Source organism: Rehaibacterium terrae, assembly GCF_014202935.1.
Lineage (GTDB): Bacteria > Pseudomonadota > Gammaproteobacteria > Xanthomonadales > Xanthomonadaceae > Rehaibacterium > Rehaibacterium terrae.
Window position 1 is genome coordinate 20,344 of record NZ_JACHHX010000005.1, and the last position, 15,172, is coordinate 35,515.

The 15,172-nt window shown below is 70.2% G+C and carries 14 protein-coding genes; 13 read left to right on the plus strand and 1 reads right to left on the minus strand.

Features of this window, described 5'->3' with window-relative positions:
• The first annotated feature begins 133 nt into the window (after window positions 1–133).
• A complete protein-coding gene (pyk, locus tag HNQ58_RS04565) occupies window positions 134–1,600 on the plus strand; it encodes a pyruvate kinase (protein ID WP_183947617.1) in 1,467 nt (488 codons plus the stop codon).
• A gap of 104 nt (window positions 1,601–1,704) precedes the next feature.
• Window positions 1,705–2,715, plus strand: a complete 1,011-nt coding sequence (locus tag HNQ58_RS04570) for a class I fructose-bisphosphate aldolase (protein ID WP_183947618.1) — start codon at window positions 1,705–1,707, stop codon at window positions 2,713–2,715.
• A 357-nt stretch (window positions 2,716–3,072) separates the two neighbouring features.
• Here the strand turns inward: HNQ58_RS04570 and HNQ58_RS04575 are convergent, their stop codons facing one another.
• The gene (locus tag HNQ58_RS04575; protein WP_183947619.1) at window positions 3,073–3,597 is read right to left on the minus strand and encodes an O-acetyl-ADP-ribose deacetylase; all 525 of its coding nucleotides are present in this window, start codon (window positions 3,595–3,597) and stop codon (window positions 3,073–3,075) included.
• Window positions 3,598–3,788: 191 nt separating this feature from the next.
• Here HNQ58_RS04575 and napE point away from each other — a divergent pair, with 191 nt between their 5' ends.
• The 11 genes from napE (at window position 3,789) to HNQ58_RS04630 (ending at window position 15,108) form a co-directional block, all read left to right on the plus strand.
• Window positions 3,789–3,950 (plus strand): periplasmic nitrate reductase, NapE protein, encoded by a 162-nt coding sequence (gene napE, locus HNQ58_RS13330; protein ID WP_343057185.1) that lies wholly within the window; start codon window positions 3,789–3,791, stop codon window positions 3,948–3,950.
• A gap of 2 nt (window positions 3,951–3,952) precedes the next feature.
• The gene (gene napF, locus HNQ58_RS04585; protein ID WP_183947620.1) at window positions 3,953–4,462 is read left to right on the plus strand and encodes a ferredoxin-type protein NapF; all 510 of its coding nucleotides are present in this window, start codon (window positions 3,953–3,955) and stop codon (window positions 4,460–4,462) included.
• Complete coding sequence (locus HNQ58_RS04590; RefSeq protein WP_183947621.1) at window positions 4,459–4,740, plus strand: chaperone NapD; 282 nt, start codon at window positions 4,459–4,461, stop codon at window positions 4,738–4,740. The genes napF and HNQ58_RS04590 overlap by 4 nt, the downstream gene beginning before the upstream one ends.
• On the plus strand, window positions 4,724–7,216 hold the full coding sequence (gene napA, locus HNQ58_RS04595) for a periplasmic nitrate reductase subunit alpha (RefSeq protein ID WP_183947622.1): 2,493 nt from the start codon (window positions 4,724–4,726) through the stop codon (window positions 7,214–7,216). The genes HNQ58_RS04590 and napA overlap by 17 nt, the downstream gene beginning before the upstream one ends.
• A gap of 13 nt (window positions 7,217–7,229) precedes the next feature.
• Window positions 7,230–7,733 carry a nitrate reductase cytochrome c-type subunit gene (locus HNQ58_RS04600; protein ID WP_183947623.1) on the plus strand — a complete coding sequence of 168 codons (504 nt, stop codon included), beginning with the start codon at window positions 7,230–7,232 and terminating at the stop codon, window positions 7,731–7,733.
• Window positions 7,734–7,737: 4 nt separating this feature from the next.
• On the plus strand, window positions 7,738–8,337 hold the full coding sequence (locus tag HNQ58_RS04605; protein WP_183947624.1) for a cytochrome c3 family protein: 600 nt from the start codon (window positions 7,738–7,740) through the stop codon (window positions 8,335–8,337).
• A gap of 87 nt (window positions 8,338–8,424) precedes the next feature.
• Window positions 8,425–8,682, plus strand: coding sequence for a CDGSH iron-sulfur domain-containing protein (locus HNQ58_RS04610; protein ID WP_183947625.1), 258 nt, complete (start codon window positions 8,425–8,427; stop codon window positions 8,680–8,682).
• A 49-nt stretch (window positions 8,683–8,731) separates the two neighbouring features.
• Window positions 8,732–9,799: an efflux RND transporter periplasmic adaptor subunit gene (locus HNQ58_RS04615; RefSeq protein WP_183947626.1), complete on the plus strand. Its 1,068-nt coding sequence runs from the start codon at window positions 8,732–8,734 to the stop codon at window positions 9,797–9,799.
• Between the two features lie 4 nt (window positions 9,800–9,803).
• Window positions 9,804–12,932 carry an efflux RND transporter permease subunit gene (locus HNQ58_RS04620; RefSeq protein WP_183947627.1) on the plus strand — a complete coding sequence of 1,043 codons (3,129 nt, stop codon included), beginning with the start codon at window positions 9,804–9,806 and terminating at the stop codon, window positions 12,930–12,932.
• A complete protein-coding gene (locus HNQ58_RS04625) occupies window positions 12,913–13,716 on the plus strand; it encodes a TrmH family RNA methyltransferase (RefSeq protein ID WP_183947628.1) in 804 nt (267 codons plus the stop codon). Before HNQ58_RS04620 ends, HNQ58_RS04625 begins: the two co-directional genes overlap by 20 nt.
• Before the next feature lie 174 nt (window positions 13,717–13,890).
• Window positions 13,891–15,108: a hypothetical protein gene (locus tag HNQ58_RS04630; RefSeq protein WP_183947629.1), complete on the plus strand. Its 1,218-nt coding sequence runs from the start codon at window positions 13,891–13,893 to the stop codon at window positions 15,106–15,108.
• Window positions 15,109–15,172 lie beyond the last annotated feature (64 nt).

Consider the following 15,172-nt stretch of genomic DNA (forward strand, 5'->3'; position numbering starts at 1 on the left):
CGTCCCGGCAAAGGACAGGGCCGCCTCCGGGCGGCCTTTTCCGTGCCGCTCGCCATGCCGGCATACGAATGCAGCGCGGTGCGTCGCGTCGCGGCGTCGTGCTAGCGTGTCCGGGTTGAACACGGGACATGCCATGACAGCCCCTTTGCGCCGCACCAAGATCCTCGCCACCCTCGGCCCCGCCACCGACACGCCGGGCCGCATCGAAGAGCTGCTCCGCGCCGGCGTGAACGTCGTGCGCCTGAACTTCTCCCACGGCACGTCCGAGCAGCACGCCGCGCGCGTGCGCAGCGTCCGTGAGGCCGCCGGGAAGCTCGGCCTGGAAGTCGGCGTGCTGGCCGACCTGCAGGGACCGAAGATCCGCATCGAGAAGTTCGCCACCGGCCGTGCCGAGCTCCGTGCCGGCCAACGTTTCGACCTGGTCTGCCGTGCCGACGCGCCGCCCGGCGATACGCGCAGCGTCGGCGTGAGCTACCTTGGTCTGGTCGACGACGTGCGCGCAGGCGACACCCTGCTGCTCGACGATGGCCTGGTCGCGCTGCGGGTGGAGGCGGTCGAGGGCGACACCATCCGCACCACCGTGCTCACCGACGGCGTGCTGTCCGACCGCAAGGGCCTCAACCGCCTCGGTGGCGGCCTGTCGCTGGGCGCGCTCACCGATGCCGACCGCGAACACATCCGCGTCGCGGTGGGGCTGGAGGTGGACTTTCTCGCCGTCTCCTTCTGCCGCTCGGCCGAGGACATCCACGAAACCCGCCGCCTCGCCGCCGAGGCCGGCGGCCGGCCGCACCTGGTGGCCAAGATCGAGCGCGCCGAGGCGATCGCGAACCTGCGCGAGATCGTCGACGCCGCCGACGCGGTGATGGTGGCGCGCGGCGACCTGGGGGTGGAGATCGGCGACGCTGAGCTGCCCGGCCTGCAGAAGAAGATCATCCGCGAGGCGCTGGAGCGCAACCGCGTGGTGATCACCGCCACCCAGATGCTGCAGTCGATGGTGGACAACCCGATCCCGACCCGGGCCGAGGTGCTCGACGTCGCCAACGCGGTGATCGACGGCACCGACGCGGTGATGCTGTCGGCCGAGACCGCCTCGGGCAGCTACCCGGTCAAGGCGGTGGAGGCGATGGTGCGCATCTGCCTCGGCGCCGAGCGCCAGTTCGACCACGACACCGATTTCGAGGCCGCCCCGCGCGGCCTGGCGCGCGCCGACCAGGCCATCGCGATGGCGACCATGTTCCTGACCGAGCACATCGACGTGCGCGGCATCGTCGCCCTGACCGAGTCCGGCGGCACCGCCCGCTACCTGTCGCGTTTCCGTTCCAACGTGCCGATCTACGGCCTGTCGCGGCACGCCGCGGCGCGCCGGCAGATGGCGCTGATGCGCGACGTCTACCCGGTGGCCTTCGACAGCCGCGGCCTGTCCTCGCGCGAGGCGGCCGGCAACGCCGTGCGCGAGCTCTTCGCGCTCGGTCTGCTGGCGGTCGGCGACCGGGTCGTGGTGACCAGCGGCGACAGCATGGAGTCCAAGGGCGCCACCAACACGCTGCGTCTGCTGGAAGTGGGCGAGGGCGGCGTGGCGGTCGGGCTGGGCGATCTCTGAGCGGTGTCACGGCCGGGGGCGCCGCGGACGGAGGAAATGACCCCGGCTGCTCAGCGACCTATAATGCCGGGCTTACCTTCCCACACCGCACAACGGATCCCCTCATGAGCATCGAGCAGCTGGAAGAGACCGCCCGCGCCATGGTCGCCCCCGGCAAGGGCATCATCGCCATCGACGAATCCACCAACACCATCCGCAAGCGCTTCGATGCGGTCGGGCTGGAGTGCACCGAGGAAAACCGCCGCGCCTACCGCGAGATGCTGCTGACCACGCCGGGCCTGGGCGAGCACATCTCCGGCGCGATCCTCTACGACGAGACCATCCGCCAGAAGACCCGCGACGGCGTGCCCTTCACCCAGGTGATGATGAAGAACGGCATCATCCCGGGCATCAAGGTCGACAAGGGCACCTTCCCGCTGGCCGGGTGCCCGGGCGAGGTCGTGACCGAGGGCCTGGACGGCCTGCGCGACCGCCTCAAGGAGTACTACGCGCTGGGTGCCCGCTTCGCCAAGTGGCGCGCGGTGATCAACATCGGCGACGACATCCCCACCGGCACCTGCATCGAGGCCAACAGCCACGCGTTGGCGCGCTACGCCTCGCTGTGCCAGGAGAACGGCCTGGTGCCGATGGTCGAGCCGGAAGTGCTGATGGACGGCAGCCATGACATCGAGACCTGCTACGAGGTCACCGAGGTGGTGCTGCGCTCGCTGTTCGGCGCCCTGTACGACTTCGACGTGATGCTCGAGGGCACCATCCTCAAGGCCTCGATGGTGCTGCCGGGCAAGGACTGCGCCGAGAAGGCCAGCGTCGAGGAAGTCGCCGCCGCCACCGTGCGCTGCCTGAAGTCCAGCGTGCCGGCGGTGCTGCCGGGCATCGTGTTCCTCTCCGGCGGCCAGTCCGACGAGGAGGCCACCGCCCACCTGGACGCGATGAACCGCATGGGGCCGCACCCGTGGCCGCTGAGCTTCTCCTACGGCCGCGCCATGCAGTCGGCCGCGCTGAAGCTGTGGGCCAAGGACATGGCCGGCAACTACGCCGCCGCGCAGAAGACCGTCGCCCAGCGCGCCAGGGAAAACGGCCTGGCCGCCCTGGGCCAGTGGACGAAGGCCGCGTAAGCGCCGCCCGAGCCAACGCTGCAACGACGGACGCCGGCCTCGGGCCGGCGTTCGTTTTTCCGGTTCGCGGCAGGTGTCACGGAACGAACGAAGCCACGCTTCGGTGCGGGAGCCGTTGTCCCGCGGCGCAGCGGCTCCTGCCGTGACCCGGGAGAGCGGAGGAGTGAGTGAAGAGGAGCGAGAAGTGAGAGAGGAGCATGGCTTCGAGACGCCGGCGCATCCCCTCGTTTCCCACTCCTCTTCACTCATTCCTCTTCACGCACTTCTCGCCTCCCCGGTCGCTGCTGAAGCCGTCAGCCTCGGCAGGCGACGAGGTCGTTCCTGCAAAGAGCGTTGCCTGCGGCTTCCGTGGCGGGCTTACCGCGCCTGCAGCGCCGTGCGATACACCTGCGCCATCCCGGCGCCGAAGCAGCAGAACAGCACGCGCTCCGGGAGCGCATGCGTCGCCAGCCAGTCGCGGACCGCATGCACCGCGACCTGCACGGCCAACTCGGGCGGATAGCCGTACACGCCGCAGCTGATCGCCGGGAACGCGATCGAGCCGATGCCGTGCGCCTCGGCCAGCCGCAGCGATTCGTGGTAGCAGGCGGCGAGCAGCTCGGGTTCGCCCGACGCGCCGCCATGCCACACCGGGCCGACGGTGTGGATCACGTATCGCGCCGGTAGCCGATGGCCGCCGGTGATGCGTGCCTGTCCGGTGGGACAGCGCACGCCGGGCCGCACTTCCGGCACCGCGCGGCAAGCTTCGAGCAAACCCGGCCCCGCCGCGCGATGGATCGCGCCGTCGACGCCGCCACCGCCCAGCATCCGCTCGTTGGCGGCGTTGACGATCGCGTCGACCGTCAGCCGGGTGATGTCGCCCTCGACCACTTCGATACGCACGCGTGGATGATACGCCCAGGGTATGGACACGACTGCGTCGCCGGCGCATGCGTTCTTCTCCACCAATGCCGCGAGACGGGTCGTACGATTTGCTGCGCCGCAAGATTGGCCTGCCATGCGTGTCGGGGCTATCCTCGAAACCCGTCGCCGTCCACGCCGGCACCGACCAGTCCTCCGCTGAAGGAGACGACGTGTCCGCCACGCCGCCTGACGTCAACCGGCGCCGCCGGGAACTGTGGGTGTTCGTGTTCCTGACTGTGGTGCTGTTCCCGCTGCTGGCGGTGGGGATCGTCTCGGGCTACGGATTCGTGGTCTGGATCTGGCAGATCTTCACCGGCCCACCCGGGGTGTGAATATGCCCACGCCGGCCGTCCCCGACCCCTCGCGTCGTGCCTTCCTGCGCGGCCGGCCGCGCCCGGCGCCGACGGTGCGGCCGCCGTGGGCGCTGGCGGAAGGCGGCTTCCTGGATGCCTGCACGCGCTGCGCCGAATGCGTCCGCGCCTGTCCCGAGCGCATCCTGAAGCTCGGCGACGGCGGCTATCCGACGGTCGATTTCTCCGCCGGCGAGTGCACCTTCTGCCAGGAGTGCGTGGTGGTGTGCGAGCCGCGCGCACTCGACCTGACCCGAGTCCACATCCCGTGGCACTGGGTCGCCGGCATCGCCGACACCTGTCTGGCTCGCCAGGGCATCGTCTGCGAGGGCTGCCGTGACGCCTGCCCAGAACATGCGATCCGCTTCCCGCCGCTGGGCGCGGTGGCGCGGCCGGTGCTCGATGCCGCGCTGTGCACCGGCTGCGGCGCCTGTCTGCGGGTCTGCCCGCCTGGCGCGATCGCTTTGCGCGACCGGCACGGAGAGGCTGCATGAGCGCACTGTTGCACATCGCCAGTTTCGTCGTCCACCACCGCCCGGAGGCCGCCGCGGCGCTCGACGCCGCGCTCGCCCGCCTCTCTGGCATCGAGCTGGCGCTGCGCGGGGACGGGCGCAGTGTGCTGCTGTGCGAGGGCGACAGCGAGACCGCGCTGCTCGATCGCGTCGAGGTGCTGCGCGCGCTCGATGGCGTGATCGGCGTGAGCCTGGTCTACCACCACGCCGAACCGTGCGAAGCCTTGATCAGGGAGATCGCCGATGACCACGCGCCGTGACTTCATCCGCCAGTCTGCCGTCGCCACCGCCGCCGCGGCGGCCGGCATCGGCCTGCCCGCCGCGGCGCAGAACGTGCTGCTGGAGCGTCCCGCCACCGAGATGAAGTGGGACAAGGCGCCGTGCCGTTTCTGCGGCACCGGCTGCGGCATCAACGTCGCGGTCAAGGACGGTCGCGTGGTCGCCACCCACGGCGACATTCACGCCGAGGTCAACCGCGGCCTGAACTGCGTCAAGGGCTATTTCCTCTCCAAGATCATGTACGGCAGCGACCGTCTGACCCGCCCGCTGCTGCGCAAGAAGAACGGCGTCTACGACAAGAACGGCGAGTTCGAGCCGGTCGGCTGGGACGAGGCCTTCGACGTGATGGCCGCGCAGTTCAAGCGCGTGCTCAGGGAGAAGGGGCCGGAAGCGGTCGGCATGTTCGGCTCCGGTCAGTGGACGATCTGGGAGGGCTACGCCGCCAACAAGCTGTTCAAGGCAGGTTTCCGCAGCAACAACATCGACCCCAACGCACGCCACTGCATGGCTTCGGCGGTGATGGGCTTCATGCGCACCTTCGGGATGGACGAGCCGATGGGCGTGTACGACGACATCGAGCACGCCGACGCCTTCGTGCTGTGGGGTTCGAACATGGCCGAGATGCACCCGATCCTGTGGACACGGGTGGCCGACCGCCGGCTCTCGCATCCGCACGTCAAGGTGGCGGTGCTGTCCACCTTCGAGCACCGCAGCTTCGACCTGGCCGACCTCCCGATCGTCTTCAAGCCGCAGACCGATCTGGTCATCCTCAACTACATCGCCAACCACATCATCCAGGCCGGCCGGGTCAACCGCGACTTCGTCGACCGGCATACCCGCTTCATGCGCGGCAACGACGACATCGGCTACGGCCTGCGTCCCGGGCATCCGCTGCAACAGGCGGCGAAGAACGCCGCCGACCCGGGCGGCGGCCAACCGATCGGGTTTGAGGAGTTCGCCGCCTTCGTGCGGCCTTACACGCTGGAACACACGGTACGCATGACCGGCGTCGACCGCGGTTGGCTGCAGCAGCTCGCCGAGCTGTACGCTGACCCGAAGACGAAAGTGACGAGCTTCTGGACCATGGGCTTCAACCAGCACACGCGCGGCGTGTGGGCCAACAACATGGTCTACAACCTGCACCTGCTGACCGGGAAGATCGCCACGCCCGGCAACAGCCCGTTCTCGCTCACCGGCCAGCCATCGGCCTGCGGCACCGCGCGCGAGGTCGGCACCTTCTCGCACCGGCTGCCGGCCGACATGGTGGTGACCAACCCCGAGCACCGCAGGAAGGCCGAGGACATCTGGAAGTTGCCCCCCGGCACCCTCCAGGAAAAACCCGGCCTGCACGCCGTCGAGCAGAACCGCGCGCTTCGCGACGGCCGCCTCAACGCCTACTGGGTGATGGTCAACAACAACCTGCAGGCGGCGGCGAACATCAATGAGGAGGGGCTGCCGGGCTACCGCAACCCGGACAACTTCATCGTTGTGTCCGAGGCCTATCCGACCGTCACCGCACAGGCTGCCGATCTGATCCTGCCGGCCGCGATGTGGGTGGAAAAGGAAGGCGCCTACGGCAATGCCGAGCGCCGCACCCAGTTCTGGCACCAGTTGGTGAAGGCGCCCGGCGAGGCGCGCTCGGACCTGTGGCAGCTGATGGAGTTCTCCAAGCGCTTCACCACCGACGAGTGCTGGCCGGAGGAACTGCTCGCCGCCCATCCGGACTATCGCGGCAAGACCCTGTTCGAGGTGCTGTTCCGCAACGGCCAGGTCGATGCCTTTCCGTTGAGCGACATCGCGGCAGGCTACGACAACGACGAGTCGCGCGCCTTCGGCTTCTACGTGCAGAAGGGCCTGTTCGAGGAATACGCCCGCTTCGGCCGCGGCAAAGGCAAGGATTTCGCCGACTTCGACACCTACCACCGCGTGCGCGGTCTGCGCTGGCCGGTGGTGGGCGGCAAGGAGACGCTGTGGCGCTACCGCGAGGGCAGCGATCCGTACGTGAAGGAAGGCGAGGGCTGGAGGTTCTACGGCAACGCCGACGGCAAGGCGGTGATCTGGGCGCTGCCCTACGAGCCGCCGCACGAGTCACCCGACGCCGAGTTCGACCTGTGGCTGGTCACCGGCCGCGTGCTCGAGCACTGGCATTCGGGCTCGATGACCATGCGCGTGCCCGAGCTGTACCGCAGCTTCCCGCAGGCACCGGTGTTCATGCACCCCGACGATGCCGCCGCGCGCGGCCTGCGCCGCGGCGACGAGGCGCGGATCCAGTCGCGGCGCGGCGAGATCGTCGCCCGCGTGGAGACGCGCGGACGCAACCGGCCGCCACGCGGGATGGTGTTCGTGCCCTGGTTCGATGCCAGCGTGCTGGTCAACAAGCTGTTGATCGATGCCAACGACCCGATCTCGCGGCAGACCGATTTCAAGAAATGCGCCTGCCGCATCGCGCGGGCCTGAGGGAGGGAGACCGATGCTGCTTCGACCGCATTGCGCCTTGCCGCTCGCCGCCGCCGTGCTGCTGGCCGCTGCCGCCTTCGCCCAGGACCCGGAGGCCGACGCGCCGGCCCCGCCCGAGCGCCCCTACCAGTCGATCGACGCTCTGCGCCGCGGCGCGCCGCTCGACACCGAGCCGCCGGCGGCGCCGATGGCGCGGGTCGAGAACATCGACCTGCGCCGCGCGCGCGGCTGGCCCGAGCAGCCGCCGACCATCCCGCACAGCATCGACGGCTACCAGCTTGACATCAACTCCAATCGCTGCATGGTCTGCCATTCGCGCGCCGGCGCCGAGCGCTTCCAGGCGCCGATGGTCAGCATCACCCATTTCATGGACCGCGACGGTCAGGTGCTGGCGCAGATCTCGGCGCGGCGCTGGTTCTGCACCCAATGCCATGTGGTGCAGACCGATGCGCGGCTGCTGATCGGCAACGATTTCATCGACGTCGACACCGTGATCGCCACCCGGCGGGGGGACTGACGCCATGTTCGAACGCTTCCGCGACGCCCTGCGCGCCGGCTGGGAGACGCTGCGCTCGCCCAGCGTCCACTTCAGCCTCGGCTTCCTCACGCTGGGCGGCTTCCTCGCCGGCATCGTCTTCTGGGGCGGCTTCAACACCGCGCTGGAGATCACCAACACCGAGAAGTTCTGCGTCTCCTGCCACGAGATGCGCGACAACGTGTTCGAGGAGCTGAAAAGCACCATCCACTACACCAACCGCTCGGGCGTGCGCGCCACCTGCCCGGACTGCCACGTGCCGCACGACTGGACCCACAAGATCGCCCGCAAGATGCAGGCCTCCAAGGAAGTCTGGGGCAAGATCTTCGGCACCATCGACACCCGCGAGAAGTTCCTCGACAAGCGACTGGAGCTGGCCATGCACGAGTGGGCCAGGCTCAAGGCCAACGACTCGCTGGAATGCCGCAACTGCCACAACTTCGAGTACATGGACTTCACCCGCCAGTCGCCGCGCGCCGCCCAGGTGCACGCGCGCTGGCTGGAAGGCGGCCAGAAGACCTGCATCGACTGCCACAAGGGCGTGGCCCACAAGCTGCCCGACATGCGCGGCATCCCGCAGGGCTGAGCCGCCGCCCCGCCGACGCGGCGTCTTCACGCCGCCTGCCCGGGGGGACGGGGTTAAAATCGGGTCCCGACCCCGCGAGTGGCCACCATGACCGAGTCGCGCCCGCTCCGATCCGCTCCGTTCGCCGTGAAGGTCGAGGCCGGACGGACCTACTGGTGGTGCGCCTGCGGCCGCAGTGCCAATCAGCCGTTCTGCGACGGAAGTCACCGCGGTACGGCGTTCCACCCGGTGCGATACGTGGCCGAACGGCGCGAATGGCTGTGGTTTTGCGGCTGCAAGCACACGGCCAGCCAGCCGTTCTGCGACGGATCGCACCGCACATTGGCCGATCCGCCGGGAACCTGACCACCGCCGCGCGGTCTAGCCCGGATCACGCAAGGAAAGCCTCCCCATCATGCGCAATACCGCCACGCGCCTCGCCGCGCTCTTCTCCCTCGCCCTGTTCCTGATCGCCTGCGGTGGCGGCAACGGCAACGGCCGCGGCCCGGGCGCCGGGCTGACCGTGGTCACCACGGTGGTCGCGCCGGTGCAGTGGCGCGACACCCTGGAAGCGCTGGGCACCGCCCGCGCCAACGAATCGGTGGTGATCACCGCCAAGGTCAACGAGACGGTCGAGCGGGTGAACTTCGACAGCGGCGACTACGTCGAGGCCGGCCATGTGCTGGTGGACCTGTCCGGCCGGGTCGAACTGGCCGGGCTGGAAGAGGCGCGCGCCGCCTACCGCGAGGCCGAGCAGCAGCTCAGGCGCGGCGAGGAACTGGCTGCCCGCCAGCTGATCCCGGCCAGCCAGCTCGATACCCTGCGCGCCACCCGCGATGCCGCGCGCGCGCGCATGGACGCGATCCGCGCCCGGTTGTCCGACCGCGTCATCACCGCGCCGTTCGACGGCGTGCTCGGCCTGCGCCAGGTCAGCCCCGGCAGCCTGCTCACGCCGGGCGCGCCGATCACCACGCTCGACGACATTTCGGTGATCAAGCTCGACTTCTCGGTGCCCGAGAGCTACCTGTCGGTGCTCACGCCGGGGCAGGAAGTGACCGCCGCCAGCGTGGCCTGGCCGGGGGTGGAGTTCCGCGGCGTGGTGCGCTCGCTGGACTCGCGCGTCGACCCGGTCACCCGCGCCATCACCGTGCGCGCCGAGCTGCCCAATCCCGAACGCAAGCTGCGGCCCGGCATGCTGCTGACCGTGAACGTGGCGCAGCCGCCGCGCGAGGCCTTGGTGGTGCCGGAGCTGGCGCTGGTGCAGGTCGGCCGGCAGGCCTACGTGTACCGCGTCGACGCCGAGAACCGCGTGGCGCAAGTGCCGGTGACCACCGGCGTGCGCCGTCGCGGCGAGGTCGAGATCGTCGAGGGGCTGTCGGCCGGCGACCGCATCGTGGTCGAGGGCACGGTCAAGCTGCGCCCGGGGGTGCGCGTGGTCGAGGCCGGCGCCGGCAGCGACGGCAGTCTCGCCAGCGGAGGCTGAGCCGATGAGACTGTCCGACCTGTCGATCCGCCGCCCGGTCTTCGCGACCGTGGTGAGCCTGCTGCTGGTGGTGCTGGGCGTGCTCAGCTTCACCCGCCTGCCGTTGCGCGAGCTGCCCAACATCGACCCGCCGATCGTCTCGGTGGACGTGAACTACCCTGGCGCCTCGGCGGCGGTGGTCGAGAGCCGCATCACCCAGGTGCTGGAAGACGCGGTCAGCGGCATCGAGGGCATGCAGACGCTGGAGTCGCGCAGCCGCAACGGCCGCGCCAGCCTCACCCTGGAGTTCAGCCTCAACCGCGACATCGAGAGCGCCACCAACGACGTGCGCGATGCCGTCAGCCGCGTGCTCTCGCGCCTGCCCGACGAAGCCGACCCGCCGCAGGTGGCCAAGGTCTCCGGCGACGCCGAGGTCATCCTCTGGCTCAACCTCAATTCGCCGACGATGGACTCGCTGGCGCTGACCGACTACGCGCGTCGCTACATCGTCGACCGGCTGTCCTCGATCGACGGCGTCGCCCAGGTGCGCGTCGGTGGCGAGCAGCGCTACGCGATGCGCATCTGGCTCGACCGCCAGGCGCTGGCGGCGCGCGGCCTGACCGTGGCCGACGTCGAGGCGGCATTGCGGCGGGAGAACATCGAGCTGCCCGCCGGTTCGATCGAGTCCGAGACCCGCGACTTCCTGCTGCGCATGGAGCGCGGCTACGCCTCGGCCGAGGAGTTCCGCCAGCTCGCCCTGACCAAGGGCGCCGACGGCCACGTGGTGCGGCTGGGCGAGGTGGCGCAGGTCGAGCTGGAGTCGGCCGACCGCCGCGCCTACTTCCGCGGCAACGGCCTGCCGCAGATCGGCCTGGGCGTGGTCAAGACCTCCACTTCCAACAGCCTGGAGGTGGCCCGCGCGGTCAAGGACGAGGTCGAGCGGCTGCAGCGGGTGCTGCCCGAGGGCATGAACCTCACGGTCGCCTTCGACTCCACTGTGTTCATCGACGTCGCCGTGGACCGCGTCTACAAGACCCTGATCGAGGCGATGGTGCTGGTGCTGGCGGTGATCTGGCTGTTCCTGGGCAGCGCCCGCGCCGCGCTGGTGCCGGCGGTGACGGTGCCGGTGTGCCTGGTCTCGGCCTTCATCGCGCTGTACGCCTTCGGCTTCTCGATCAACCTGCTCACCCTGCTGGCGCTGGTGCTGTGCATCGGCCTGGTGGTGGACGACGCCATCGTGGTGCTGGAGAACTGCCAGCGCCGCGCCGACCTGGGCGAGCCGAAGGAGGTCGCCGCCATGCGTGGCACCCGCCAGGTCGCCTTCGCGGTGATCGCCACCACCGCCGTGCTGGTGGCGGTGTTCCTGCCGGTGGCCTTCCTGGAAGGCAACAACGGCCGCCTGTTCCGCGAACTGGCGGTGGTGATGGCCGGCGCCATCGCCATCTCCGCCTTCGTCGCGCTCAGCCTGACGCCGATGATGTGCTCGCGGCTGGTGCGCCCGCACCAGGCCCGGCCGACCGGCTTCAACGGCTGGGTGGACCGCCGCCTGCAGGCGCTGGCCGCCGCCTACCGTCGCCTGCTCGCGCGCGTGGTCGGCCGCCCGCTGCTGTTCACCGGCGTTCTGCTGGCCACCCTCGCCGCCAGCGGGCTGATGCTCAACCTGGTGCCGCGCGAGCTGGCCCCGCCCGAGGACCGTGGCGCCTTCTTCGCCATGATCGTCGGCCCCGAGGGCGCGGGTTTCGATTACACCGTGCAGCAGATGGAGCAGGTCGAGCGCCGGCTGCTGGCCTACGCCGGTGAGGACGGGCCGGTGGACCGCGTCAACACCCGCGTGCCCGGCGGCTTCGGCGCCAGCGAGGAGATGCACACCGGCCAGGCCATCGTGCTGCTCAAGCCGTGGAACCAGCGCAGCATCTCCACCGCCGAGCTGGTCGAGATGGTGCGCGCCGACCTCGCCGACCTGCCCGGCGTGGTGGCGCGTCCGACGGTCCGCTCCGGCCTGGTGCGCAGCGGCGGCCAGCCGTTCCAGGTGGTGCTGGGGGGTGCCAACTACGAGGAACTGGTCGAGTGGCGCGACCGCCTGCTGGCGCGGATGGAGGAGAACCCCGGCCTGTTCGGCGCCGACTCCGACTACAAGGAGACCCGCCCGCAGCTGCGCGTGCAGATCGACCGCGAGCGCGCCGCCGATCTCGGGGTGTCGGTCGGCGACATCGGCCGCACCCTGGAGACCATGATGGGCTCGCGCCGCGTCACTACCTTCGTGCAGGACGGCGAGGAGTACGACGTGATCCTGCAGGCCCGCCTGCAGGACCGCACCGAGCCGGCCGACCTCAACAACCTCTACGTGCGCGCCCGCGGCGGCCAGCTGGTGCCGCTGGCCAGCGTGGTCACGCTGAGCGAGGTGGCCGAGCCTGGCACGCTCAACCGCTTCAATCGCCTGCGTGCGATCACGCTCAGCGCCGGCATCGCGCCGGGCTACACCCTGGGTGCGGCGCTGGACTGGATCCAGAAGGTCGCCGAGGAAGAGCTGCCGGAAACCGCCGTGCTCGACTACAAGGGCGAGTCGCGCGAATACATCCAGTCCGGCAGCGCGGTGCTGTTCACCTTCGCGATGGCGCTGCTGGTGGTGTACCTGGTGCTGGCGGCACAGTTCGAGAGCTTCATCCATCCGTTCGTGATCATGCTGACCGTACCGCTGGCCGTGCTCGGCGCCCTGATCGGCCTGGCGGTGACCGGCAACACGCTCAACCTGTTCAGCCAGATCGGCATCGTCATGCTGGTCGGCCTGGCGGCCAAGAACGGCATCCTGATCGTCGAATTCGCCAACCAGCGCCGCGATGCCGGCCGCAGCGTGCGCGAGGCGATCCTGGATGCGGCCGAGGTGCGCCTGCGACCGATCCTGATGACCTCGATCGCCACCATCGCCGGCGCCATTCCGCTGGTGATGGCCACTGGCCCGGGTTCCAACAGCCGCGCCGCGATCGGCGTGGTGGTGGTATTTGGCGTCGCCTTCTCCACGCTGTTGTCGCTGTTCGTGGTGCCGGCGTTCTACGCGCTGCTGGCGCGCTACACCCGTTCGCCGGACGCCTTGGCACGCAAGATCGCGCAGATGGACGAAAACACCCGGGACGTCGATGGCCGCGCGCACGCCTGAGCGCGACCGCGCCCGCCCACCCGTGCGGCGCGCGTCGGAAGTGCGCCTGTACGGGCTCAATGCCTGTCTGGCCCTGTTCGCCCGCCGCCCGCAGGACCTGCGCAAGCTGTGGCTGAGCGAATCGCGCATCGGCGCGCTCAAGCCGGTGCTGGCCTGGTGCGTGAAACAGCGCATCGGCTACCGCGTGGTGGCCGACGAGGATCTGGCGCGGCTGGCCGGCAGCAGCCACCACGAAGGCGTGGTGTTCGACGCGTTGCGCCGCGAGGAGCCGACGCTGGAGGCCTGGCTGCGCGGCTTGCCGCTCGAAGGCCCGGTGCTGGCGTTGTGGCTGGACGGCGTTGGCAATCCGCACAACCTCGGCGCGATCCTGCGCTCGGCGGCCCACTTCGGCGTGGCTGGCGTGCTGCTGCCGCACGGCAGCGGACTGGGGCTTTCCGGCGCCGCCGCACGGGTGGCCGAGGGCGGCGCCGAGGCGGTGCCGCTGGTGCGCCTGCCGGCGATGCGCGAGGCGTTGCAGCGGCTCGCCGCGGCCGGCTTCGCGCTGGCCGCCACGGTGGTGCGCGACGGCACGCCGCTCTACGCCGCCGAACTGCCGGCGCGGCTGGTGCTGGTGATGGGTGCCGAAGGCGAGGGCGTCGATCCGGCGCTGGCCGCGGCCTGTGCACAGCGGCTGGGCATTCCCGGCACCGGTGCGGTCGAGAGCCTCAACGTCGCCGCCGCCACGGCGGTGTTCCTCGGCGAATGGTGGCGCCGACACCGCCAGCCGTACCCGCTGGATCGGTAGCAGCAGGAGCAACGGACCCGGCCAGGCAAGGCAGGGCAGCCGGCACCACGCGCCGACCGGGTCGCTGCAGGATCGCCGCCCTGCGCAGCCCATCGGCGCTGATGCCGCCAGTTGTCGCAAGTTCACCCGCGCCCGGGCATCATGTCCGTCCTTTCAACGACCCAAGTCCGGCCGATGCGTGAACGCATCCTGATCGCCTGCGTCCTGCTGCTGCTCGCCCTGCCGGCACTGGCCGCCAAGCGCAGCAGCTACGACGTCGACTATCTGGTCGAGTTCCTGCCCGCGGAGAAGGTCGCGGCGGTGACGATCAGCGTGCGCCCGGGCACGGGAATGGCCAACAGCTTCGACTTCCGCATGGACCCGAGGCGCTACACGCAGATCGAGGGCGACGGCACGGTCGAGCGCGATGGCGACCGCCTGCTGTGGGATCCGCCGGCCACGGGCGGTGAGCTGCGTTACCGCTACCGCATCGACAAGCGCCGCCGCGGTGGCGGTTACGACGCGCGCATCACCGAGCACTGGACGATCGTGCGCGGCGATCACCTGATTCCCTCCGCGGTGGTGCGCACCACGCCGGGCGCCGATTCGCGGGCGAGGTTGCGCTTCAAGCTGCCCGAAGGCTGGAGCGTCGACACGCCGTGGAAACTGGCCAGCGACGGCAAGAGCTACGTCATCGTCAACCCCGAGCGCCGTTTCGACCGGCCGACCGGCTGGATGATCGCCGGCGACATCGGCATCCGCCGCGAGCAGCTGGACGGCATGGAGGTCGCGGTCGCCGCGCCGCGCGGCGAGGCGATGCGGCGCAACGAGGTGCTGGCGATGGTGCACGTCAGCTATCCCGAGCTGCAGGCCGCGTTCGGCAAGCTGCCGAGCAAGATACTCATCGTCGGTGCCGGCGACCCCATGTGGCGCGGCGGCCTGTCCGGGCCGCGCTCGCTGTACATGCATGCCGCCCGCCCGCTGATCAGCGAGAACGGCACCAGCACCCTGATGCACGAGCTGGTGCACGTCATCACACGCATCCAGGGCACCCACGAGCCGTGGATCGCCGAGGGCATCGCCGAGTACTACTCGCTGAGCCTGCTGTACCGCTCGGCGCTGATCAGCGAGGCGCGTTACCAGCGTGGTCTGGAGTGGATGCGCAACCACGGCCGCAGCGTGAGGACGCTGCGTGGCGTACGCTCGCACGGCCCGGTGACGGCGCGTGCGGTAACGCTGTTTGCCGAGCTCGACGCCGAGATCCGCGAGCGCAGCGGGGGCGAGCGCGACCTCGACGACGTCGTGCAGGCGCTGATGAAGATCCGCCGGCCGACGCTGGAGGATCTGCGCCGTGCCGCCGAGGACGCGATCGGCGCCCCGTCGAAGACCCTGCAGTCGCGCGTGCTGGACTAGCTGGCCGTCGGAGAACGGCCCGCCGCCCGCCAGCCCGCCCGGCCCTCGGCGCGTCGCACGAACT

What these genes read in the sequence shown, in the direction of transcription:
- pyk (WP_183947617.1), top strand. Translation starts at nt 134, where the DNA reads ATGACAGCCCCTTTGCGCCGCACCAAGATCCTCGCCACCCTCGGCCCC.
- HNQ58_RS04610 (WP_183947625.1), top strand. Translation starts at nt 8,425, where the DNA reads ATGACCGAGTCGCGCCCGCTCCGATCCGCTCCGTTCGCCGTGAAGGTC.
- HNQ58_RS04620 (WP_183947627.1), top strand. Translation starts at nt 9,804, where the DNA reads ATGAGACTGTCCGACCTGTCGATCCGCCGCCCGGTCTTCGCGACCGTG.
- HNQ58_RS04600 (WP_183947623.1), top strand. Translation starts at nt 7,230, where the DNA reads ATGCTGCTTCGACCGCATTGCGCCTTGCCGCTCGCCGCCGCCGTGCTG.
- HNQ58_RS04615 (WP_183947626.1), top strand. Translation starts at nt 8,732, where the DNA reads ATGCGCAATACCGCCACGCGCCTCGCCGCGCTCTTCTCCCTCGCCCTG.
- HNQ58_RS04605 (WP_183947624.1), top strand. Translation starts at nt 7,738, where the DNA reads ATGTTCGAACGCTTCCGCGACGCCCTGCGCGCCGGCTGGGAGACGCTG.
- HNQ58_RS04625 (WP_183947628.1), top strand. Translation starts at nt 12,913, where the DNA reads ATGGCCGCGCGCACGCCTGAGCGCGACCGCGCCCGCCCACCCGTGCGG.
- HNQ58_RS04630 (WP_183947629.1), top strand. Translation starts at nt 13,891, where the DNA reads ATGCGTGAACGCATCCTGATCGCCTGCGTCCTGCTGCTGCTCGCCCTG.
- HNQ58_RS04590 (WP_183947621.1), top strand. Translation starts at nt 4,459, where the DNA reads ATGAGCGCACTGTTGCACATCGCCAGTTTCGTCGTCCACCACCGCCCG.
- napF (WP_183947620.1), top strand. Translation starts at nt 3,953, where the DNA reads ATGCCCACGCCGGCCGTCCCCGACCCCTCGCGTCGTGCCTTCCTGCGC.
- HNQ58_RS04570 (WP_183947618.1), top strand. Translation starts at nt 1,705, where the DNA reads ATGAGCATCGAGCAGCTGGAAGAGACCGCCCGCGCCATGGTCGCCCCC.
- napA (WP_183947622.1), top strand. Translation starts at nt 4,724, where the DNA reads ATGACCACGCGCCGTGACTTCATCCGCCAGTCTGCCGTCGCCACCGCC.